Origin of the sequence: Streptomyces sp. NPDC051104 (genome assembly GCF_040682835.1) — a bacterium.
In the GTDB taxonomy this organism is placed as follows: Bacteria; Actinomycetota; Actinomycetes; order Streptomycetales; family Streptomycetaceae; genus Streptomyces; species Streptomyces cynarae.
Genome location: NZ_JBFBBS010000024.1, coordinates 46,558 through 67,616, shown reverse-complemented (window position 1 = coordinate 67,616; position 21,059 = coordinate 46,558). Strand labels below are relative to the sequence as shown.

The 21,059-nt window shown below is 71.8% G+C and carries 20 protein-coding genes; 11 read left to right on the top strand and 9 right to left on the bottom strand.

All coding sequences use genetic code 11. The features are described 5' to 3' along the window. Window positions 1-5 precede the first annotated feature (5 nt). Window positions 6-671 carry a DUF4097 family beta strand repeat-containing protein gene (locus AB0N14_RS27190; protein WP_366028324.1) on the bottom strand — a complete coding sequence of 222 codons (666 nt, stop codon included), beginning with the start codon at window positions 669-671 and terminating at the stop codon, window positions 6-8. A gap of 223 nt (window positions 672-894) precedes the next feature. On the opposite strand from AB0N14_RS27190, the gene AB0N14_RS27185 reads away from it, so the two are divergent. The 3 genes from AB0N14_RS27185 (at window position 895) to AB0N14_RS27175 (ending at window position 3,435) form a co-directional block, all read left to right on the top strand. Then, window positions 895-1,692: a helix-turn-helix domain-containing protein gene (locus tag AB0N14_RS27185; protein ID WP_366028323.1), complete on the top strand. Its 798-nt coding sequence runs from the start codon at window positions 895-897 to the stop codon at window positions 1,690-1,692. Between the two features lie 211 nt (window positions 1,693-1,903). Continuing rightward, window positions 1,904-2,746 carry a MurR/RpiR family transcriptional regulator gene (locus AB0N14_RS27180; RefSeq protein ID WP_366028322.1) on the top strand — a complete coding sequence of 281 codons (843 nt, stop codon included), beginning with the start codon at window positions 1,904-1,906 and terminating at the stop codon, window positions 2,744-2,746. Window positions 2,747-2,850: 104 nt separating this feature from the next. Continuing rightward, window positions 2,851-3,435 (top strand): hypothetical protein, encoded by a 585-nt coding sequence (locus AB0N14_RS27175; protein ID WP_366028321.1) that lies wholly within the window; start codon window positions 2,851-2,853, stop codon window positions 3,433-3,435. 26 nt (window positions 3,436-3,461) lie between these two features. Here AB0N14_RS27175 and AB0N14_RS27170 read toward each other — a convergent pair whose 3' ends face one another. From AB0N14_RS27170 to AB0N14_RS27150, 5 genes are all read right to left on the bottom strand, one after another. Beyond that, window positions 3,462-3,836, bottom strand: a complete 375-nt coding sequence (locus AB0N14_RS27170) for a hypothetical protein (RefSeq protein ID WP_366028320.1) — start codon at window positions 3,834-3,836, stop codon at window positions 3,462-3,464. A 16-nt stretch (window positions 3,837-3,852) separates the two neighbouring features. Further along, entirely contained in the window at window positions 3,853-4,374 is a 522-nt protein-coding gene (locus AB0N14_RS27165; protein ID WP_366028319.1) for a roadblock/LC7 domain-containing protein, read from the bottom strand. A gap of 43 nt (window positions 4,375-4,417) precedes the next feature. Further along, entirely contained in the window at window positions 4,418-5,290 is an 873-nt protein-coding gene (locus AB0N14_RS27160; protein WP_366028318.1) for a transcriptional regulator, read from the bottom strand. Further along, window positions 5,287-5,685, bottom strand: a complete 399-nt coding sequence (locus AB0N14_RS27155) for a hypothetical protein (protein ID WP_366028317.1) — start codon at window positions 5,683-5,685, stop codon at window positions 5,287-5,289. Before AB0N14_RS27155 ends, AB0N14_RS27160 begins: the two co-directional genes overlap by 4 nt. A gap of 235 nt (window positions 5,686-5,920) precedes the next feature. Further along, window positions 5,921-7,333 carry a diaminopimelate decarboxylase gene (locus AB0N14_RS27150; RefSeq protein ID WP_366028316.1) on the bottom strand — a complete coding sequence of 471 codons (1,413 nt, stop codon included), beginning with the start codon at window positions 7,331-7,333 and terminating at the stop codon, window positions 5,921-5,923. 143 nt (window positions 7,334-7,476) lie between these two features. On the opposite strand from AB0N14_RS27150, the gene hutU reads away from it, so the two are divergent. From hutU to hutI, 4 genes are all read left to right on the top strand, one after another. Then, the gene (gene hutU, locus AB0N14_RS27145) at window positions 7,477-9,195 is read left to right on the top strand and encodes a urocanate hydratase (RefSeq protein WP_366028314.1); all 1,719 of its coding nucleotides are present in this window, start codon (window positions 7,477-7,479) and stop codon (window positions 9,193-9,195) included. After that, window positions 9,192-10,409: an allantoate amidohydrolase gene (locus AB0N14_RS27140; RefSeq protein ID WP_366028313.1), complete on the top strand. Its 1,218-nt coding sequence runs from the start codon at window positions 9,192-9,194 to the stop codon at window positions 10,407-10,409. Before hutU ends, AB0N14_RS27140 begins: the two co-directional genes overlap by 4 nt. Then, window positions 10,406-11,740 (top strand): formimidoylglutamate deiminase, encoded by a 1,335-nt coding sequence (locus tag AB0N14_RS27135; protein WP_366028312.1) that lies wholly within the window; start codon window positions 10,406-10,408, stop codon window positions 11,738-11,740. Before AB0N14_RS27140 ends, AB0N14_RS27135 begins: the two co-directional genes overlap by 4 nt. A gap of 62 nt (window positions 11,741-11,802) precedes the next feature. Further along, window positions 11,803-12,975, top strand: coding sequence for an imidazolonepropionase (hutI, locus tag AB0N14_RS27130; protein ID WP_366028311.1), 1,173 nt, complete (start codon window positions 11,803-11,805; stop codon window positions 12,973-12,975). A 12-nt stretch (window positions 12,976-12,987) separates the two neighbouring features. Here hutI and AB0N14_RS27125 read toward each other — a convergent pair whose 3' ends face one another. Both AB0N14_RS27125 and AB0N14_RS27120 read right to left on the bottom strand, forming a co-directional pair. Next, window positions 12,988-14,547 carry an RICIN domain-containing protein gene (locus AB0N14_RS27125; protein WP_366028310.1) on the bottom strand — a complete coding sequence of 520 codons (1,560 nt, stop codon included), beginning with the start codon at window positions 14,545-14,547 and terminating at the stop codon, window positions 12,988-12,990. A gap of 327 nt (window positions 14,548-14,874) precedes the next feature. Beyond that, window positions 14,875-15,807 (bottom strand): RNA polymerase sigma factor SigF, encoded by a 933-nt coding sequence (locus AB0N14_RS27120; protein WP_263230297.1) that lies wholly within the window; start codon window positions 15,805-15,807, stop codon window positions 14,875-14,877. 238 nt (window positions 15,808-16,045) lie between these two features. On the opposite strand from AB0N14_RS27120, the gene AB0N14_RS27115 reads away from it, so the two are divergent. From AB0N14_RS27115 to AB0N14_RS27105, 3 genes are all read left to right on the top strand, one after another. Continuing rightward, window positions 16,046-16,414, top strand: coding sequence for an STAS domain-containing protein (locus tag AB0N14_RS27115; protein ID WP_103837661.1), 369 nt, complete (start codon window positions 16,046-16,048; stop codon window positions 16,412-16,414). Window positions 16,415-16,669: 255 nt separating this feature from the next. Continuing rightward, window positions 16,670-17,212: an ATP-binding protein gene (locus AB0N14_RS27110; protein ID WP_366028309.1), complete on the top strand. Its 543-nt coding sequence runs from the start codon at window positions 16,670-16,672 to the stop codon at window positions 17,210-17,212. A gap of 181 nt (window positions 17,213-17,393) precedes the next feature. Beyond that, window positions 17,394-18,122 (top strand): hypothetical protein, encoded by a 729-nt coding sequence (locus tag AB0N14_RS27105; protein WP_366028308.1) that lies wholly within the window; start codon window positions 17,394-17,396, stop codon window positions 18,120-18,122. 71 nt (window positions 18,123-18,193) lie between these two features. Here the strand turns inward: AB0N14_RS27105 and AB0N14_RS27100 are convergent, their stop codons facing one another. Continuing rightward, the gene (locus AB0N14_RS27100; RefSeq protein WP_366028307.1) at window positions 18,194-19,690 is read right to left on the bottom strand and encodes an oligopeptide:H+ symporter; all 1,497 of its coding nucleotides are present in this window, start codon (window positions 19,688-19,690) and stop codon (window positions 18,194-18,196) included. Window positions 19,691-20,224: 534 nt separating this feature from the next. Here AB0N14_RS27100 and AB0N14_RS27095 point away from each other — a divergent pair. Next, window positions 20,225-20,902 (top strand): response regulator transcription factor, encoded by a 678-nt coding sequence (locus tag AB0N14_RS27095; RefSeq protein ID WP_366028306.1) that lies wholly within the window; start codon window positions 20,225-20,227, stop codon window positions 20,900-20,902. The last annotated feature ends 157 nt before the right edge of the window (window positions 20,903-21,059 follow it).

Below are 21,059 nucleotides of genomic sequence, written 5' to 3'. Positions count from 1 at the left end.
CGGATTTACAGGCTGCGGGCGGTGATGTCGCCGTGGGAGGTGGTGGCGCGGATGTCGAGTTCGGTGGTGCCGTCGTTCTTGAGGGCGTTGCTGATGCGGCCGTGGCCGGTGCCGGCGTCCAGGGCGGCCGAGACGCCGGCGGCGGCGACGACCGAGATGTCGCCGGACTCGGTGCGCAGCACGACCGTGCCGCGCCCGGCCTCGGTGATCCGGATGTCGCCCCGTGCGGTGCTGATCTCCGCGGAGCCGCCCAGCCGGCCGACCTCGACATCGCCGTCGACCGCGGTGAGACGGACGCTCGCGGCTTCGTCGATCTTGATCTGGTGGTACGCGCCTTCGAAGGTGACGTCGCCGAGGCGGCCGACGACCCGGAGTTCGGCGCTGGCCGCCTTAGCCTCGACGCGGGAGCCGGCGGGCAGCTGGACGGTCACCTCGACGGATCCCGAGGGGCCGAAGAGCTGGTTCTTCGCCTCCGGGGCCGCGATCCGCAGGACGCCGTCGCCGTAGGCGACCTCGATCTGTTCCGCCGCCTTCACGTCGCGGCCCTTCGAGGCGTCTGCGGGCAGGACCTCGACGGTGGCGTCGGCCCGGTCGGCGGCGATGAACTGCACGCGCCCGGCGGGGATGTCCAGGTCGACGGAGATCGGGGTGGGGGTGTCGAACTTCTGCATCGTGCTCTCCTCAAGCGCTCGTCGTTTCTGATAGTGGAAACGCTACGTTGCATTCCGTGATCGAGCAACAAGCATGTTGCCTAGGATCAGCATCAATGCACGTAGACGGCCAATTATCGTTGCAACGGCCCTGCTTTTAATGCAACGTCGGCCACCATGCTCGTTGCATTGGATTGAGAGCGAACGCTATGCTGGGACGCAAGGAGTACGGAGGGAGATCGCGGTGCCGGGAGGCAGGCTCACCCAGCAGGAACGCCAGCAGATCGCGCTGGGCGTGGCCGACGGGCTCGCCTACGCGGAGATCGCCAGGCGTCTCGACCGCCCCACCTCGACGATCACGCGTGAGGTGATGCGCAACGGCGGCCCCACCGCCTATCGCGCCGACCTCGCCCACCGCGCGACCGAACGCCGCGCTCGCCGGCGCAGGCAGGCCGCGCTCGGGGGGCCGCAGGCGCCCGAGCAGGCCTACGGACGCGACGCCGAGGCCGTGCGCGAGTACGAGGAGGTGTTCACCACCCTCCTGATACGACAGGGCCTGCCCAAGATGATGGCCCGGGTGCTGACCTGCCTGCTCACCGCCGACGCGGGGAGCCTGACCGCATCCGAACTCGTCCAGCGCCTCCAGGTCAGCCCGGCGTCCGTCTCCAAAGCGATCGCGTTCCTCGAAAGCCAGGGCCTCGTCGGCCGGGAACGCGACGAACGCCGCCGCGAGCGCTACCGCGTCGACGACGACGTCTGGTACCAGTCGATGATCGCTGCCGCCCGCGCCAACGCCCAGGTCGCCCAGACCGCCCGGCAGGGCGTCAGCATCCTCGGCCCCGAGAGCCCGGCTGCCGCCCGCCTGGAGAACATCGCCCGCTTCCTCGATTTCGTCGGCGAGAGCATCGCCCGCGCCGCGGAGCAGGCCCGCGAGATCCTCCACACGCAACCCGAAACGACCTCGGACGGCACGGCCGCGCCACTTTCGGACCGCGGACAGGCAGTCGTCCTGGCGCGGACCCAGGATGAGCAGCCGTCCTGACGGCCACAGCCAGTGGGGCCCGCGCCGGATCCGTCGACCCGAGCCGCGCCATCGCGGGCCCGCCGGTTCGCGGCTGGGGACAGAGAGAGCAGTCGGGGCCGGATCGGGCGCGGGGCGCGGAGCGGACGGCCGGCATGCATATCGCCATGCAGGGTTCTCGGTGCTTGAATAGTCGAGCGGTGATCACGGTCCCTGGGAGGGGGAGCACGTCATGAGCGTGGCCGACAGCCCTGCCGCAAGGCTGCAGGCGCTCTTCGAGGGGCACCGGCTCACGCCGACCCAGCGGCGCATCGCGCACAGCATGGTGCGACGGGCCGCCGACGTGCCGTTCCTGTCGAGCGTGGAGCTGGCCGAACTCGCCGGGGTCAGCCAGCCGTCCGTGACCCGCTTCGCGGTCGCTCTCGGCTTCGACGGCTACCCGGCGTTGCGCCGGCACCTGCGTGAGGTCGCGCCCCCGGAACAGGCGGCGGGGGCCGGGGCGTACAACGAGTACCAGCAGGCCGTGGAGGCCGAGATAGAGAACCTGAGGCATCTGGCGGAGGCGCTGGCCGACCCGCAGCCGGTGCACAAGGCCGGCCGGATCCTCGCCGCCTCGCGCCCCCTGCCGGTGCTCGGCCTGCGCGCCGCGGCCTCCCAGGCGTACGGCTTCGCGTACTTCGCTGCCAAGGTCCACCCGGACGTCCGGCTGCTCGACGAGGGCGGCACGATGCTCCAGGACCGTATCGACGCGGCCGTTCGGGCGGGCGCGAGCGCGCTGCTCTGCTTCGCGCTGCCCCGGCATCCGCGCGAGGTCGTCGACACGCTGGCGCATGCCAGGGAGGCGGGCCTGACGGTGGTCACGGTCGCCGACTCGGCGTTCGCGCCCGTGGCCAAGGTGTCCGATCTACTGCTGCCGGCCGCCGTCGGTACGGGCCTCGCCTTCGACACGGCCTGTGCGCCGATGCTCCTCGGGCGGGTCCTCCTCGAAGCGATGTGCGACGACCTGCCGGACGCCCAGGCGCGCCTGGAGGAGTTCGACACGCGGGCCGCGGCCCGGGGGCTGTTCGTCGAGTAGCCCGGTCTGCCCGCCTTGGCGCGGGGTTTTTCAGACTCGTCTCAGGTTCCCTCGCTAGCCTCCCTGCACTGAGGCGCTTCACAGGAGGAGACGGGAGGCCGGACGTGGCGCGCGGAGGACAGGGACTGGCTCGGGTGGCCGTCGTCGTGCGGGCGGGGGCAGCACCGCTGTGGTGGCTCGGGGTGTTCGCGGCCGGTATCGGGGTGCTCGTGCCGGGTGTGACAGGACGCCGGATCGGCGTCCTGTCCGGGGCGGCGCTGTTCATCGTCGCGACCGCCGTCGTCGCCCGGTCCCGCCGCAAGCGGTACGCCGCCCTCGCCGGCGCTGCCGCCCGCGCCGGGAAGTACGACGTCCTCCAGGACCGCGCGGTCACCGTCCGCACCTGGCGGCGCGGGCACCGCTGGTGGCTGCTCGCCGCCTTCGCCGCCGCGCTCGGCAGTTCCTTCGCGGTGCCCGCCGCCGGGGGCATGCTGCTCGCCGGAACCGGCGCCGGGCTTCGCCTGAAGGCCGCCTGGCTCGGCCGGCGGGAGAAGGCCGACGACGTGCTGCTGTGGGTGCGCGTCGACTGGCTCGGCAGCCGGGGCGGCGGCCCCGCGGGCAAGCCGGTCAAGGGCTACCGCAGCACCGGCATCGCGGCCGGCGACGCGGCCCCGGGCGGGGCGCGCCGCCGTACCGCTGAGCTGGTCTAGCGCGCCGGGAGCGGCCGGGCGGAGGGTCAGACCTCCAGCTCCTCCTCGATCTTCCTCAGCTGGTGGCGGGCCATCGCCAGGTTGGCCCGCTTGGCGTCCAGGACGAGGTAGAGGAACAGGCCGTTGCCGCCGCGGCCGGTGAGCAGCCGGATCAGGTGGTACTGGTCGGACAGCGTGATCAGGATGTCCTCGATCTGGGCCTTGAGCCCGAGGTGTTCCATGGTCCGCAACTTGGCCCGTACGACGTCGGTGTTGCCGGCGGCCGCGACGGTGAGGTCGAAGCTCTTGCTGCCGCCCATCGTGCCCAGCGCCATGCCGCTGGTGTAGTCGACGAGGGCGACTCCGGTCGCGCCCTCGATGGAGGCGAGCGCCTCTTTCAGCGCGGTTTCGGTGTTGGCCATTTCGGGATGAGTCCTTTCAACTTTCGGTAGTGGTACGCGCGTTCGCGGCCGGGCGTGGGCTCGCTGGGGTGCGCGCGGTGCGGGTCCGCGTGGGTGCGGGCCTGGTGGGTGGGGTCTCGGTGGGGGGCCATGGGGCGGAGGGCTGTGGTGGCGGCTCGGCGCGGGCGGCGGCCTCGTCGACCAGCTCGCCGATCCGGGCGCTCGCACGGCGGCCCTCCAGGTGCAGCCGGCCGACGTTGACGCGGTCCTGGGCGAGTACCGTCAGAACGGCGTTGCGGCCCGCGGCGTACGCGGCCACGTAGCCGTGGACGCCGCGGACGAGCACCTCGCGGAAGTCGCCCTGTCCCGTCGCCTGCGCCAGCCGTACGGCGACGCCCAGCGCGGCCGCGGTGAGCGCGGCGATGCCTTCCGGTTCGACGCCGGGCGCGTCCTGGGCGAGGACGAGTCCGTCGACGCTGGCGGCGAGGGAGCCGGTCAACTGGGGGATGCGGGATCTCAGTCGGCGGAGTTCGTCCAGGACGTCCGCCTCGGCTGTCATCAGCTGTCTCCTCTCGGCGCGAGGTCGCTGCCGCGCGGGGCGGTCAAAGGGCCTCCAGCGCATCTCTCAGCCTTTTCAGCAAGGTGATGTGGGGGTCTTGGTAGGGCAGCAGCTCTTCGGTGGGTGCGGGTGGTGTGTCGCCCGGTGCCGGTGCCGGTGCCGGTGCGGGGGCTGGTGCCGGGGCGGGGGCTGGTGCCGGCGTGGCGATGCGGGGCGATACGAACCCAGCCGCTGCCAGGCGCCTTATGTCCACGAGCGTGTGGAACGCCGGACGGCCCAGTGCCCGTGAGATGTCCGCCGCCGTTCGTGTTCCGTCGACGCGGCCCAGTACGGCTTCCTGGCGGGGCGGGACCGTCGGAACCGTCGGGCGGTCGGCGCGGACCAGGGGGGCCTCGTCGATCACCGGGTCGGGCCAGATGGTGTGGAGCAGGTCCCGGCGGCGCAGCGTCTCCCGCTCCACCGCGGTCACCGGAACCGGGTGCACCGGCCCCAGCCAGTGGGCCTCGCCGTAGCGGAAGCGGGCGGGGGCGCTGCTCGGGCCCAGCACGAAGTACGCCGCGTCGAACAGCGCCCCCAGATGGCACAGCTCCAGCGCTCCCTGGACGATCCGGCCGCTGTCGACCAGGAACCGGCCCACCAGCCCCTGCGGCCCCGCCTGTGCGAGCGCCTCCCGCCAGCCCTCCTCGTCGAGCACGCCGTGCGCGATGAGCAGGCTGTCGAGGCCCGGGGTGGCGGGGCTCTCCGCGTACACCACCCGGCCCTCGGACAGGTGGAGCATGCCGCCCTCGCGCATCAGCACACCGGTGGCCCGCTCGGCGGCGAGCCGGCTGAGCATGGGGGACAGGCCGCCGCCCGGGATCCGCGTCCCCTGCCGTACCGGCAGCGGGGGCGGCGAGGGGACTCTGACCGTCGTCATCCCAGCACCAGCCGTCCGGCCATCTCGCCGAGCCGGATGCGGGCGAGGGCGAGGTTGCCGTCCTCGCGCGCCAGCCACAGGTGCAGGAAGACGCTGCTGTCGAAGGTCGTCGGGACGAAGCGGAGCAGGTGGTAGCTGTCCCGGTTGGCGATGATCAGGTCCTCGACCGGGCAGGCGTCCTCGGACCAGTCGGCGTCCCCCTCCGGGGCGAACGCGCGGTGCTCGGCGGCCAGCCGGGCCAGTTCCGCCGCCTCCGCCGCGGTCGTCTCGTGGTCACCGCCGGGCGCGTCGCCGACCGTGCCCAGGGCGAGCCCGCTCGTCCAGTCGACCACTGCGGCACCCCGGGCACCGGGCAGGCGCATGGCTTCCAGCAGACACTCGTCGATTCCGGGCACAGCGGTGCTCCCCTCCCGCCTCGGGTACGGCTGAGTGACACAGAAGCTACGCAACGTGTGCGCGACGGGTGAGGGATCTGGCATTTTCCAGTGGAACATGCGCGGGACCACTAAGGTGGGTCAACTGACCCTGTTGACCAGGGTGTTGGGTGCCAGTGGGGCTCCTCCTCGCTGAGGTGCGGGTATGCGGGCCGCTTGCATACCGGAGGGGTACCGGGGAGGGCGCGCGGTTTGCTCAGAACTCCGACAGTGCTCCCGCGCGCCCCCCGCCCGACTCCGCCACGATCTCCTCGACCGACTGCGGCTCCCGTACGACGGCGAACCGGATCCCGCCGTCCCCGTCCGGCGCGTATCCGTACACCGCCGGCCGGGCAAGGGAGTTGTAGGCGTAGTGGTGCGCGAAGTAGTACGCGCCGGTGTCCAGCACCGCCACGTGGTCGCCCTGCTCCAGGAGCGGCAGCGCCCGTGCCTCGGCCAGCAGGTCGCCCGCGAAGCAGGCCGGTCCCGCCACGTCCTGCGCCACCTCGGGTCCCTCCTTGGGGCGCCCCTTCGCGTCGTAGGCGGCGATCCGCAGTGGCCAGGACGCCGGCGCGTACACCGTCCGCACCGCGACCTGCACCCCCGCGTGCGTGACCGCGACGGCCCGGCCGCCCGCGCTCTTGGTGTACTCCACGCGCGCCACCAGCGTCCCGTGCTTGGCCAGCAGCGACCGCCCGAACTCCGTGACCAGTCCGTACCGCCCGTCGAACAGCCCCGGCACCGCCTCCGCCAGCAGCCGCGCGTACTGCGCGTACGTCGGCGTCGTGGCATCGGAGCCGAAGTTGACGTGCAGCCCGCCGCCGATGTCGATCGTGTCGATCTGCCGGCGCCCGACGTGCCGGTTGATCTCCTCGGCGAGCGCGTACGTCTCCGCGATGCCCCGCGCCATCAGCGACAGCGGCACCCCCTGAGATCCGGAGTGCGCGTGCAGCCGCCTCAGCCAGGGCCGCTCCGCATAGGCGCGCACCACCCACTCGCGCGCCCCCTCGTCCCGCAACGCCACCCCGAACTTCGAGGTGGCCGTCGCCGTCGACAGCGCCTGGATCGAACCGGCCCCGGTCTGCGGATTCACCCGGATCCCCAGCGGCGAGTCCGTCCTCACCGTCCGGACCAGCTCGTCGAGCCGCGCCAGCTCCTGCGGGCTGTCCGCGTTCACGGCGGCGCCCAGTTCCAGCGCCCGGCGCAGCTCGGCCGCCGTCTTGGCGGGCGAGTCCAGCACGATGCACTCCGGGGCCACCCCCGCCGCCCGGGCCAGCGCCATCTCGCCCGGGCTCGCCACCTCCGCGCCGATGCCCGCCTCGCGCAGCAGCCGCAGCACCGGCACCAGCGGGGTCGCCTTGACCGCGAACGCGTGCAGCACCGGCGTCCCCGGCGCCACCACCGCGTCGAAGGCCGCCCGCAGCGCCGCCGCCGAGTCCCGGATGCCCACGACGTCCAGCAGGCCGACGAGCGGGGCGTCCGGCCCCAGCAGCCCGTGTTCGACGGCGGTCCGCACGGCGTCGTCCCGCCGCGCCACCCGCTCGGCATCGCGGCCGTCGCCGCGTTCCCCTGCCTTGATCTTCCCCACGTCCACCGCGTCCCCCGTCCCCGTGTCACCGTCTGCGGTCATGCCTCAAGCCAAACATCCCGGCCCCGGCCCTGCTGGCGCAAGGACGTATTGACTAGTTCTATTCAGACAGCCAGGATGTGAATAACCACTGCAACAGTCCCGCGCGCCCCCGCCGCGTGACGCCGTCCACCAGGAGGCAGACCATGTCAGGACCCCTCCCGCCCGTCTCCCGCCACCACCCTCAATCGAGGCCCTACGGGCCGCCCCCCGGTGGTGTCCGAGCGCCCCGCGGCACCGAACTGAGCGCCCTGGGATGGCAGCAGGAGGCCGCCCTGCGGATGCTGCAGAACAACCTCGACCCCGAGGTCGCCGAGCACCCCGACAAGCTCGTCGTCTACGGCGGCACCGGCAAGGCCGCGCGCGACTGGCGCTCCTTCGACGCGATGGTCCGCACGCTGCAGACCCTGAAGCAGGACGAGACGATGCTCGTCCAGTCCGGCCGCCCCGTCGGCGTCATGCAGACCCACGAGTGGGCGCCGCGCGTCCTCATCGCCAACTCCAACCTCGTCGGCGACTGGGCCAACTGGGAGGAGTTCCGCCGCCTGGAGGCCCTCGGCCTGACGATGTACGGGCAGATGACCGCCGGCTCCTGGATCTACATCGGCACCCAGGGCATCCTGCAGGGCACCTACGAGACGTTCTCCGCCGTCGCCGCCAAGAAGTTCGGCGGTTCGCTGGCCGGAACCATCACGCTGACCGCCGGCCTCGGCGGCATGGGCGGCGCCCAGCCGCTCGCCGTCACCATGAACGACGGCGTCGCGATCTGCATCGACTGCGACCCGCGGGCCATCGAGCGCCGCATCGAGCACCGGTACCTGGACGTGAAGGCCGACTCCCTGGAGCACGCACTCCAGCTGGCCGTCGAGGCGCGCGACGCCCGCCGCCCGCTGTCCATCGGCGTCCTCGGCAACGCCGCCGAGCTGGTGCCGCAGCTCCTCGCCATGGGCGCCCCCATCGACATCGTCACCGACCAGACCTCGGCCCACGACCCGCTGTCGTACCTGCCGGTCGGCGTCGCCTTCGAGGAGATGGCCACCTACGCCGCCAAGGACCCGGCCGGCTTCACCACCCGCGCGCGTGAGTCGATGGCCCGGCACGTCGAGGCCATGGTCGGCTTCATGGACGCCGGTGCGGAGGTCTTCGACTACGGCAACTCGATCCGCGGCGAGGCGCAGCTCGCGGGCTACGAGCGGGCGTTCGCCTTCCCCGGGTTCGTCCCCGCCTACATCCGGCCGCTGTTCTGCGAGGGGAAGGGCCCGTTCCGGTGGGCGGCGCTGTCGGGCGACCCGGCGGACATCGCGAAGACCGACAAGGCGATCCTCGAGCTCTTCCCCGAGAACGAGTCCCTCGCGCGCTGGATCAAGATGGCCGGTGAGCGGGTCCACTTCCAGGGGCTTCCGGCGCGTATCTGCTGGCTCGGGTACGGGGAGCGGGACAAGGCCGGTGAGCGGTTCAACGACATGGTGGCGAGCGGGGAGCTGAGCGCGCCGATCGTCATCGGCCGTGACCATCTCGACTGCGGGTCCGTCGCGTCTCCGTACCGCGAGACGGAGGCGATGCTCGACGGGTCGGACGCGATCGCGGACTGGCCGCTGCTGAACGCCATGGTCAACGTGGCGTCCGGCGCGTCGTGGGTGTCCATCCACCACGGTGGTGGCGTGGGGATGGGCCGGTCCATCCACGCCGGGCAGGTGACGGTGGCCGACGGCACCAGGCTCGGCGGCGAGAAGATCCGCCGGGTCCTCACCAACGACCCCGGGATGGGTGTCATCCGGCACGTCGACGCCGGGTACGACATCGCGGAGTCCGTCGCCGGGAAGCGGGGCGTGCGGGTGCCGATGCGCGAGGGTGACGACGCGTGACCTTCCACAGCATGTGGGCGGAATTGCTGCCGGTCGGCCGCGACTCCGCCTCCGGTGGCTACCGCCGCTTCGCCTGGACCGGTGCCGATGCCGAGTGCCGGGCCTGGTTCGAGGAGCAGGCCGGAGCGCGGGGGCTGGTCCACGAAGTCGACCGGAACGGGAACCAGTGGGCCTGGCTCGGGGACCCCGCCCGGGGGGACGCCGTGGTCACCGGGTCCCACCTCGACTCCGTGCCCGACGGCGGGGCCTTCGACGGGCCTCTCGGGGTCGTGTCCGCCTTCGCCGCGCTCGACGAGCTGCGGAGCAGGAACGTCCGGTTCGCCAAGCCCTTCGCCATCGTCAACTTCGGCGACGAGGAAGGCGCCCGGTTCGGGCTGGCCTGCGTCGGGTCGCGGCTCGCCGCCGGGCAGCTCACCCGCGAGCAGGCCCACCGGCTGACCGACGGTGACGGGGTCACCTTGGCGCGGGCCATGGAGGCCGCCGGGTACGACCCCGACGCCATCGGGCCCGATCCCGAGCGGCTCGGCCGTATCGGCGCGTTCGTCGAGCTGCATGTCGAGCAGGGGCGGGCGCTCGACATCGGCGGGGACGCCGTCGGGGTCGCCAGTGCCATCTGGCCGCACGGCCGGTGGCGGTTCGACTTCCGGGGCGAGGCCAACCACGCGGGGACCACGCGGCTCACCGACCGGCGCGACCCCATGCTGCCGTACGCCGAGACCGTGCTCGCCGCCCGTCGCGAGGCCGAACTCGCCGGTGCCGTCGCCACCTTCGGGAAGATCGCCGTCGAGCCCAACGGGGTCAACGCGATCCCGTCCCTCGTCCGTGGCTGGCTCGACTCCCGTGCCGCCGACCAGGCGAGCCTCGACACCGTGCTCGGCGGCATCCAGAAGGCGGCCCGGGAGTACGCCGAGGCGCACGGTGTCGATCTGGACGTGGTGCGCGAGTCGTTCACGCCGGTCGTCGAGTTCGACCACGCCCTGCGGGACGAACTTGCGCGCATCCTCGGCCGGGACACCGACCTGACCGTGCCCGTCCTCGGGACCGGGGCGGGACACGACGCCGGGATCCTCTCCGGGAGCATCCCGACCGCCATGCTGTTCGTGCGCAACCCCACGGGCGTGTCGCACTCCCCGGCCGAGTACGCCGCCGAGGACGACTGCCTGGCCGGGGTGGCCGCACTCGTCGACGTACTGGAAGGGCTGGTGTGCAGGTGACACGGACGTACTGGCTGGAGCACGCCTGGCTCGACCCGGCCGTCGAGCCGGGCGTCGCCCTGGAGGTGGCCGACGGGCGCATCACCGCGGTCCGCACCGGCGTCGACGCCCCTCCGCCCGGCGCCGAGGTCCTGCGCGGGCTGACCCTCCCCGGACTCGCCAACGCCCACAGCCACGCCTTCCACCGCGCCCTGCGCGGCACCGTCCAGATCGGCTCGGGGACCTTCTGGACCTGGCGGGAGGTCATGTACTCGTTCGCGGACAGACTGACCCCCGACACGTACCACGCGCTCGCCCGTGCCGTGTACGCGGAGATGGCGCTGGCCGGGGTGACCGCCGTCGGCGAGTTCCACTACGTGCACCACGCCCCCGGCGGCATCCCCTACGCCGACCCCAACGCCATGGGGGAGGCGCTGATCGCGGCCGCCGCCGAGGCCGGCATCCGTATCACCCTCCTCGACACCGCCTACCTGTCCGCCGGCTTCGGACAGCCTCCCAACACCCACCAGCTCCGCTTCTCCGACGGCACGGCGGAGGCCTGGGCCGAACGCTGTTCAGTTCTCAAGGAACGCGATCACGCACGGATCGGTGCGGCGATCCACTCCGTACGGGCGGTGCCCGCCGACCAGTTGGCGACGGTGGCGCGCTGGGCGCAGGAGCGGCGGGCCCCGCTGCATGTGCACCTGTCCGAGCAGACGGCCGAGAACGACGCCTGCCGGCAGGCACACGGTCGCACCCCGACCCGGCTCCTCGCCGACCACGGCGTCCTCGGGCCGCGCACCACCGGGGTGCACAACACGCATCTCACGGACGAGGACATCCGGCTGATCGGCTCCACCGGCACCGGCACCTGCATGTGTCCCACCACCGAGCGGGACCTCGCCGACGGCATCGGTCCGGCCCCGGCCCTGCAGGCGGCCGGCTCGCCGCTGTCTCTCGGCTCCGACAGCCACGCCGGCATCGACCTGTTCGAGGAGGCCCGCGCGATGGAGCTGAACGAGCGGCTGCGCACCCGCACACGCGGCCACTGGACGGCGGCCGCCCTGCTGCGGGCCGCCTCCGCCGACGGGCACGCCGCGCTCGGCTGGGACGGCGCGGGCGCCCTGGAGCCCGGCGCGCTCGCCGACTTCACGACGATCGCGCTCGACTCGGTCAGGACCGCGGGGGCCCTGCCACGGCTGGGCGCCGAGACGGCCGTATTCGCCGCGACGGCAGCGGATGTGCGCCATACGGTCGTGGGCGGCCGGCAGGTCGTCCGCGACGGAGCCCACCTGCTCGTACCGGACGTGCCACGGGCGCTGGCGGACGCCGTCGAAGCCCTGCGCGCCTGACGACCCGAAGCCACACGTCCGCGACGCCGCCCGCCGACGGCCCGGCCACCCACGAGGAACTCATGAGCAGCACCGTCATCACCAACATCGCCAGCCTGGTCACCAACGACCCCTCCTTCGGTGACGGCTCCCCCCTTGGACTGATCCGGGACGCGGCCCTCGTCGTCGACGGCGACCGCGTCTCCTGGATCGGTGAGTCAAGCAAAGCACCCGCCACTGACAATCGGGTCGACGCCGACGGCCGCGCGGTGATCCCGGGCTTCGTGGACTCCCACTCGCACCTGGTCTTCGCGGGCGACCGCACCGAGGAGTTCAACGCCCGCATGTCGGGCCGCGGTTACACGGCGGGCGGCATCCGCACCACGGTGGCGGCGACCCGGGCCGCGACGGACGCGGAACTGGAGACCAACCTCGTCCGCCACCTCACCGAGGCCCTCCGCCAGGGCACCACCACCCTGGAGACCAAGTCCGGCTACGGCCTCACGGTCCACGACGAGGAACGCGCCCTGCGGATCGCCTCCGCGCACACCGACGAGGTCACCTACCTCGGCGCCCACATCGTCTCCCCCGACTACGCCGACGACCCGGCCGCCTACGTGGCCCTGGTCACCGGCGAGATGCTCGACGCCTGCGCGCCGCACGCCCGCTGGATCGACGTCTTCTGCGAGAAGGGCGCCTTCGACGGAGACCAGGCCCGCGCGATCCTCACCGCGGGCCGGGAGAAAGGCCTGCACCCGCGGGTCCACGCCAACCAGCTGTCGTACGGCCCGGGCGTGCAACTCGCCGTCGAACTCGGCGCGGCCAGCGCCGACCACTGCACGCACCTGACGGACGCCGACGTCGACGCCCTCGCGAACAGCGACACGGTCGCCACCCTGCTGCCGGGCGCCGAGTTCTCCACCCGCGCCGAGTGGCCCGACGCCCGCCGCCTCCTCGACGCGGGTGTCACGGTCGCCCTGTCCACCGACTGCAACCCCGGTTCGTCCTACACGTCCTCCGTGCCGTTCTGCATCGCGCTCGCCGTGCGGGACATGCGCATGACCCCGGACGAGGCGCTGTGGTCGGCCACTGCGGGCGGCGCCCGTGCCCTGCGCCGCACGGACGTCGGCCGCCTCTCCCCGGGCGCCTACGCGGACCTGGCGTTCCTCGACGCCCCGAGCCACGTCCACCTGGCCTACCGACCGGGCGTGCCCCTGGTCGACGAGGTGTGGGGCCGGGGCCGGAGGGCCGCCTAGCCGTCATACCCGTCAGGACGCGCCCGCCTTCCAGCGCTGTTCGTCGCCGCCCTGGTCCCACATCAGGAAGACCGTGTCGCCGCCGTACGGCGTCACCGCGTGGTCCGGGGCGATCGCCGGGCGGATCACTCCGCGGGAGTCCACCGAGAAGCGCAGGTTCCGGCCGTTGGAGCCGTCGACCGAGGAGCACTCCCAGATGCCGACGCCCCGGTGGGTGGAGCCGCGGCTGTCCAGGCAGAACGCGGGGTCGGCCTCCGACTGCAGGACGCCGCGCGAGGTGTCGACGCGCCAGCGCTGCGTCGGGGACGACGTGCACGGGGCGGTGATGACGTCCGTGCCCAGGTCCATCACCCCGTCGCGGATGTCCAGGCACAGACCCGAGGCGAGGTTCACCACCTGGGCGTACGTGCCGTTCGGCGGGTGCGGGGCGGGAGGCTTCGGCTTCGGGGACGCCGGGTGCGTGGTCGCCGTGCGCGAGGGCGCCGGTGTCGGGGTCGGTGACGTCGTCGCCGGAGTGGGGGAGGGGGACGGGGAGGGCGAGGACGACGGCGTCACCGAGACCGTCGCCGTCACCGTCACCGCGGGCGGCGGCGTCGGCCTGCGGATCTCGCTCGCGGCCCGCGCCGGCTGCGAACCGCCCGAGGTCGTCAGGTAGACCAGCAGCGGGGCCAGCGCCACGCCCACGGCCGTCGCCGCCAGCGCGAACCGCCGCGACGGCCACCAGTCGGCGAGCCGGGCCCCGGCGACCGCGCTCTGCTCCTCCCCGTCGCCCCGCACGTACGCGGCGCCGCCCCACGGCAGCAGCCCCTCCGCCAGCGCCGTACGTGGGGCGTCCCGCAGGTGCGACAGCTCCTCGTACGCGGTGGCACAGTGCACGCAGTACGCCATGTGGGCGTGCAGATCGGCGCTGTAGCGCGGCTTGTCGGGGCGCACCGACTCCTCGATGAGCCGCCGGAAGTCCTGGCAACGGGGGTTGCCCGAGCCGGCGAGCCGGGTCTTCAGGACCGACTCGCGCAGCGCCTTGAACGCCGGTTCGACGTCGTACGCCACGTCCTGCGGGGACAGGCCGAGCAGGACCGCCGCGCGCTCCGGCGGCTCCTGGTCGACGACGCCGTACCAGACCAGCCCCTGCACCCGGACCGGCAGCGCCTGGAACGCCGCCAGCATCGCCGGAGCCACGCCCTCGGGTCCGACCGCGCGCAGATGCGCGAGCAGCCCCGGATCGAGCCGGGCGGCGCGCTCGTCCGTCGCCCAGGACTGGGTCACCCGGCCCGCGAGCAGCAGGAGCTGGTGGCGCCAGGGGCCGCGCGGGTCGGTGCCACGGGCGGTGTCTCGGGCCGCGAGCGCGAACGCCTGCGCGGTCAGCTGCCGGGCCGCCGTCTCGTCGACCGTGCACAGCCGTGCGTAGCCGAGGACAGCGGTGCGGTGGCGCACGCGTAGTTCGCGCAGAGCTGGATACGCGGTCGGGGTGTCCGTCCTCAGCAGATCGGTGAGGCGGGCGTCGGGCACCGTACCGTGCATGCCGACGCCGGCCTCGACGTCGTCGTCGTCGTCCCGTTCCGCCCGGGTCATCCCGCTGCCTCCTCGCAGCCCGCGTGTGCCGGCGGACACGCCTGGGACCCAGACGTACCGGCCGGTATGGGGTGACCATAGTGAGGGAAGTCACTCTGCGGGGAAAGGGGTTCCCGCGGGTAACCAGGCAACCCGTTGTGAGCAGGTGATGAACGGCCGGGGAACGACCTGTGAGGGAGCTGTCGAACGCAAGTCGCCCGGTGCCCGGTCGAGTTCTGGGATTCGGCCGGACACCGGGCGGCTGGTACCACTCGGCGGATGCCACGTGGCGCGCGTCACTCACCGCGCATCGCGGCGGGCCTCACTCGCTGCCCACCGCGGCGGGGCTCACTCCTCGACGGTGAGTCCCTTCCGCAGGCGTCCCAGGGTGCGGGACAGCAGCCGTGACACGTGCATCTGCGAGATGCCCAGCTCCTCGCCTATCTCCGACTGCGTCATGTTGGCCACGAAGCGCAGCGAGAGGATCTTCCGGTCACGCTGCGGAAGTTCGGCGATCAGCGGCTTCAGGGACTCGACGTACTCGATGCCCTCGAGCCCGTGGTCCTCGTAACCGATGCGGTCCGCGAGCGCGCCCTCGGAGTCGTCCTCCTCGGGCTGGGCGTCGAGGGAACTGGCCGTATACGCGTTCGACGCGGCCATGCCCTCGACGACCTCCTCGTTGGAGATGCCGAGGCGCTCGGCCAGCTCGGCCACGGTGGGTGCGCGGTCGAGCTTCTGGGCCAGTTCGTCGCCGGCCTTGGCCAGGTCGAGGCGGAGTTCCTGCAGCCGGCGGGGGACACGGACCGACCAGGACGTGTCGCGGAAGAAGCGCTTGATCTCACCGACGATCGTCGGCATCGCGAAGGTGGGGAACTCGACGCCTCTGCTGAGTTCGAACCGGTCGATGGCCTTGATCAGGCCGATCGTGCCCACCTGGATGATGTCCTCCATCGGCTCGCTGCGCGAGCGGAAGCGGGAGGCGGCGAACTTCACCAGGGCCAGGTTCAGTTCGACGAGCGTGTTGCGCACGTACGAATATTCGTGCGTGCCTTCTTCGAGCGACTCGAGCCTCTCGAAGAGAGTCTTGGAAAGGGCCCGGGCGTCGACCGGTCCCACTTCGTCGTACGGGGGAATCTCCGGTAGGTCGGCGAGGCCGTCGGGCCCGGTGGGGCCTTCGTGGTCGGCCAGGCCGTAGCCGTGGTCCGGTCGTTCCAGGGGGGTTGTCGACGTCGCCCTCTGGGTCTGCGATGCGTCGAGCCGGGGTGACATGATGTCCTCCATGGTTGTCGGCATATGGCCGCCGATGCCCATATGTGCACTGCGGTGTGCGGCGCCCTCCAAAGCCGGCCGTGTTGAATAAGTGTCTGTACTAGGCCTACCCGCTTTCGTTGACCGTTCGCAAGTGCGTACTGTGCCGAAATGTCCGAATTGGTAGGGTTGTTCGGGTGTCGAGAGGCGCACAGAGGGCGTAATGTTCGAGGGCGTCCAGCATCAACACGACGGTCGGGAGAGAGACGGCATGGACCGCGGGACGGTCGGCAGCGCACAGTCGGGCCGGCTTCTGGTCGAGGTGCGACAAGAAGGCACGAGTGCCGTCGTGACCCCGGCGGGTGAGTTGGATCATCACACCGCCGATCTGCTGCGCGAACCTCTCGAGGACTGCCTCGAGAAAGGGTTCTCACGCCTGGTCGTCGACTGCTCGAGGCTGGAGTTCTGCGACTCCACCGGGCTGAACGTCCTGCTCTCCGCCCGGCTGAAGGCCGAGTCCGCGGGTGGTGGGGTCCATCTCGTGGGGATGCAGCCGGTGGTGGCCCGGGTCTTCGAGATCACCGGGGCGGACGCCGTCTTCACCGTCCACGACACGCTGGACGCGGCGCTGGCCGAGTGACGCCGCCGATGCTTCGGGTCCCGGATCCCTCCGCGTTATCGATACGTTACGCGCGTCACAGATCCCCGGCCGAATCCATGGGTGTTCCAGCGGTCCGGTCGGGCAGGAGACATGCTGACCATGTCGGCAGTGAGGGCGAAAGCCGCAAGAAAAGGGCCTCGAACGCACGGCACGAGCAACAATCGACGGATATCACGTCGACCCCCGTACTGAGTCTTGAATCGTGAACTGGTGAATCGGTGAGGTGAAGCGCTGATGAGCACCACCCGGCCCCACTCGCCGGGCGACCGCGGCCCCGAGCCCAGCGGCGCTTCCGGAACGTCCGCGCAGGGCCCGTCGGGCGAGGGTGCCTCGTCGGGTGCGCCCGGGGAGGCGGCGTCCGCCTCCGGCCGGCAGGTCCGCAGGATGAGCTTCGCGGACGAGAGCGGTGTCGTCCCGCTCGCCCGCGACTTCACCCGCCAGGCGCTGTACGCATGGGGCTGGCTGCCCGCCGCCACCGCCGACCAGCGGGCCGCGGCCGAGGACGTGCTGCTCGTCGTCTCCGAACTGGTCACCAACGCGTGCCTGCACGCCGAGGGTCCCGAAGAACTGTGGATCGCGTGCGACAACAAGGTGCTGCGCATCGAGGTCTCGGACCGGGGCTCCGGCCAGCCCGCCCCGCGCACCCCGCACCGCGCCGGACGCCCCGGAGGCCACGGGATGTTCATCGTGCAGCGGCTCTGCCTGGACTGGGGCGTCGTCAGGACCCCCGGCGTCGCCGGCAAGACGGTGTGGGCGGAGCTCGGCGCGCCCGCGTGACGCGGCTCGGTCCCCTCGTGGGTGACTGACCTCCGGTTACCCGCGGTTCGAACCCTTCTTCGTACGACACGCCTCTCGCGCGCGATCGCCACGGATCCCGCGCGCACTGTGTCTTTCCCTCCCCACGGCCCCGGGCGTACCTTGACGGTCGACCTGATGTCCCGTCAGGAACGAGGGGACGGTGTCGTACCACAAACGAAGCGCGGCGCTCGCGTCCGCCGCTGTCCTGGCCGGCTCGGCGGTCCTGATGGCCGCTCCCGTGGCCCGGGCCGATGTCGTCGACGTCAACTACCAGTGCAGGACGCCGATCGGCGACAAGAGCGCCACGTCGCCGGTGCAGATCAACGCGAAGAAGGACGGCGGGAACTTCGATCTCACCGTGCGGTTCGAGAAGTCGGTGATGAACAGCCCGGCGGACATCCCCAAAGGCTCGGTGAAACCGTCGATGGACGTCGTGGTGGGCGGCGCGGACAAGGGCACGGTTCATGTCGAGGGCCCGGCGAACGCGCAGGACATCGAGTCGGGTGATCCGATCGAGATCCCGGACCTGACGGGAACGTACAAACCGGGCGCGGGCGGGGAGTCGACGCTGTCGCCGGGCGTGCTGACCATCAAGGCCCTCGGCACGACCATGACGTGCACACCGACGAAGACGCAGGTGTCGCTGACGCTGGACACCACGCCGCAGCCGGGCGGGACGTCCGGAGGCACGTCCGAGGGCTCGCCGGGCGGTACGACGGGCGGCGGTACCGCGGGCGGCGGCACGACGGCCGGGGGTACGACAGGCGGCGGCCTGGCCCGGACGGGCACGGACGACCACGGCACCCTCAAGGTCCTCGGCCTGGTGGCCGGCACGGCGATCCTGCTGGGCGGCGCGGTCTTCACGTTCCTGCCCCGCCGGGTTCGCTGACCCCGCAGAACGGCGGAGGGCCGCCGCATCCACGTGGGGTGCGGCAGCCCTCCGAGAGCCCGGAAGCGACGTCAGTGCACGTCGCCCATGAGCTCCTTTACCTTGCTGCGGTACATCCACACCGCCAGACCGGCGACCACGGCGAGCGCGGCCTCCAGGGCCACGATGCCCGTCTTGTTCAGGTCGACGCCCGCGATGGACAGCAGGCCGGTCGTGGCGTCACCGGCGGTGACGGCCAGGAACCAGACGCCCATCATCTGGGAGGCGTACTTCGCCGGTGCCATCTTCGTGGTGACCGACAGGCCCACCGGCGACAGCGTCAGCTCACCGATCGTCTGCACGAAGTAGATCGCCACCAGCCACATCGCCGCCGCCTTGTGACCGCCGTCGGCGATCCCCAGCGGGGCGAGGAAGAGGAAGAAGGACGCGCCGATCAGGACCAGGCCCATCGCGAACTTCACCGCGGTGCTCGGCTCCTTGCCGCGCCGGGCCAGCGCCAGCCACGCCCAGGCGAAGACCGGGGCCAGCGCCATGATCATGACCGGGTTGACCGACTGGTACCAGGAGACCGGGAAGTTCCAGCCGAAGATCGTGTTCTTCGCCGAGGAGTCGGCGAACAGCGACACCGTCGAGCCGCCCTGGTCGTAGATCATCCAGAAGACGGCCGCGGCGACGAAGAACCAGATGTACGCCGTCATCTTCGACTGCTCGGTGCGGTCCAGCTCCTTGTCCCGCTTGATGCGGGCGATGACCAGGACCGGGATGATCAGGCCGGCGAGGGTGATCGGGACCAGCAGCCAGTTCAGCGTGTAGACGCCGGAGAAACCGGCGATCGCGTAGAAGACGACCGCGACGCCCGCCCACAGGGCCGCCTTGGTCAGGGTGGCCTTCTTCTGCTCGGCCGTCAGCGGGGTCGGGACGACCTGCGAGCGGGAGCTGAGGTGACGGCCGCCGAGCAGGAACTGGCCGAGGCCGAGCGCCATACCGAGGGCGGCGAGCGCGAAGCCCAGGTGCCAGTTGACGTTCTGGCCGACGGTGCCGATGACCAGCGGCGCGGCGAAGGCGCCGAGGTTGATGCCGATGTAGAAGAGGGTGAAGCCACCGTCGCGGCGCGGGTCGTCCGGGCCCTCGTAGAGGTGGCCGACCATCGTGGAGATGTTCGCCTTCAGCAGGCCCGAGCCGATCGCGACGAGGCCGAGACCGGCGAAGAAGGTACCGGCGGTGGGCAGGGCCAGCGTGAGGTGGCCCAGCATGATGACGAAGCCCGCCACGGCGACCGTCTTGCGCGGACCGAGGACCCGGTCGGCGAACCAGCCGCCCGGCAGGGCGAGCAGGTACACGAGCGACAGGTACACCGAGTAGATCGCGGTCGCGGTGGCCGCGCTCATGTGCAGTCCGCCCGGTGCCACCAGGTACAGCGGGAGGAGGGCCTTCATGCCGTAGTAGGAGAACCGCTCCCACATCTCCGTCATGAAGAGTGTGGCCAGTCCGCGGGGGTGGCCGAAGAAGGTCTTCTCGGATCCGGGGGTGCCCGGGCGGACCGAGTCCTTCGTCAGGCTGGACGCCATGGTCGTTCCTTGCTGGTCGGGACGCGCTGCACGAGCGTCACGCGCCCGTGGGGGGACGGCCGGCACCGGTGGGATCGGACGTCCGCCCCACGCCCACGGGGTGACCGCCCCGGATCACGGAGCGATGGACGACGACCACCGGGATCCACGCCTCTACGCGCGTTGAGCGCTCAAGGCCCGGCCACAGGTCATTCCTTCAAGGCTGGGAAGGGGCCAGCCCGCACACAAAAGAGACCTTCAGCGTCGAGCTACCGCCAAAGGTCCCTGCTGGTGCTACAGGCGTTCTCTTCACCATACGGCACGGCACAGCCGGATATGGAAGGACTTGAGACACGGATCACAGGTAGTTACGGAACTATGGTCACACATTCCAAGGTCTACACCCAAATGGCCCCCAAGAGGTGCAGGCGTGACCACACAGCGTCACGGACGGCGGCGCCGCGGCGTCGTCCCAGGTCCAGGTAAGAATTCGCATCCGCCATCACACCCGCGCTCACACCTTTGCTCTCGTCCTGGGCGGACTACCATCACTCCATGACCCGTGTACTGCTCGCCGAGGACGACGCGTCCATCTCGGAGCCGCTGGCCCGTGCCCTGCGCCGGGAGGGTTACGAGGTCGAGGTGCGCGAGGACGGACCCACCGCGCTCGACGCCGGAGTGCAGGGCGGCGTCGACCTGGTCGTGCTGGACCTCGGGCTGCCCGGCATGGACGGTCTGGAGGTGGCCCGCCGGCTGCGCGCCGAGGGCCACACCGTCCCGATCCTGATCCTGACCGCACGGGCCGACGAGGTGGACACCGTCGTCGGCCTCGACGCGGGCGCCGACGACTACGTCACCAAGCCGTTCCGGCTCGCCGAACTGCTCGCCCGGGTCCGCGCCCTGCTGCGGCGCGGCGCCACCGAGCCCGCGCAGCCGCCCGCCACGCACGGCGTGCGCATCGACGTGGAGTCGCACCGGGCCTGGATGGGCGACGAGGAGCTGCAGCTCACCGCGAAGGAGTTCGACCTGCTCCGGGTCCTGGTGCGGGACGCGGGCCGGGTCGTCACGCGCGACCAGCTGATGCGCGAGGTCTGGGACACGACGTGGTGGTCGTCCACCAAGACCCTGGACATGCACATCTCCTGGCTCCGCAAGAAGCTGGGCGACGACGCGGCGAACCCGCGGTACATCGCGACGGTACGGGGCGTGGGCTTCCGGTTCGAGAAGAACTGACGGTTTCGTCACAGGGCTGAGTCCTCGCAGCCGGGGGTGAGCACAACCAGCCTGTCCGGGGGTCCCCCCTGCTCGAAGAGCTTGGGGGAGATTGAGGACGAGGCCGTTCAGACCGATGAGGGTCTGGGGGCGCAGCCCCCAGGTACGGCTGCCGGGG

Bases quoted from the DNA above. Each gene is read 5' to 3' on its own strand.
- AB0N14_RS27180 (WP_366028322.1), top strand. From the start codon at position 1,904: ATGAGCGTGGCCGACAGCCCTGCCGCAAGGCTGCAGGCGCTCTTCGAG.
- AB0N14_RS27125 (WP_366028310.1), bottom strand. From the start codon at position 14,547: ATGACCCGGGCGGAACGGGACGACGACGACGACGTCGAGGCCGGCGTC.
- AB0N14_RS27190 (WP_366028324.1), bottom strand. From the start codon at position 671: ATGCAGAAGTTCGACACCCCCACCCCGATCTCCGTCGACCTGGACATC.
- hutI (WP_366028311.1), top strand. From the start codon at position 11,803: ATGAGCAGCACCGTCATCACCAACATCGCCAGCCTGGTCACCAACGAC.
- AB0N14_RS27100 (WP_366028307.1), bottom strand. From the start codon at position 19,690: ATGGCGTCCAGCCTGACGAAGGACTCGGTCCGCCCGGGCACCCCCGGA.
- AB0N14_RS27150 (WP_366028316.1), bottom strand. From the start codon at position 7,333: ATGACCGCAGACGGTGACACGGGGACGGGGGACGCGGTGGACGTGGGG.
- AB0N14_RS27160 (WP_366028318.1), bottom strand. From the start codon at position 5,290: ATGACGACGGTCAGAGTCCCCTCGCCGCCCCCGCTGCCGGTACGGCAG.
- AB0N14_RS27120 (WP_263230297.1), bottom strand. From the start codon at position 15,807: ATGGAGGACATCATGTCACCCCGGCTCGACGCATCGCAGACCCAGAGG.
- AB0N14_RS27115 (WP_103837661.1), top strand. From the start codon at position 16,046: ATGGACCGCGGGACGGTCGGCAGCGCACAGTCGGGCCGGCTTCTGGTC.
- AB0N14_RS27095 (WP_366028306.1), top strand. From the start codon at position 20,225: ATGACCCGTGTACTGCTCGCCGAGGACGACGCGTCCATCTCGGAGCCG.
- AB0N14_RS27110 (WP_366028309.1), top strand. From the start codon at position 16,670: ATGAGCACCACCCGGCCCCACTCGCCGGGCGACCGCGGCCCCGAGCCC.
- AB0N14_RS27165 (WP_366028319.1), bottom strand. From the start codon at position 4,374: ATGACAGCCGAGGCGGACGTCCTGGACGAACTCCGCCGACTGAGATCC.
- hutU (WP_366028314.1), top strand. From the start codon at position 7,477: ATGTCAGGACCCCTCCCGCCCGTCTCCCGCCACCACCCTCAATCGAGG.
- AB0N14_RS27170 (WP_366028320.1), bottom strand. From the start codon at position 3,836: ATGGCCAACACCGAAACCGCGCTGAAAGAGGCGCTCGCCTCCATCGAG.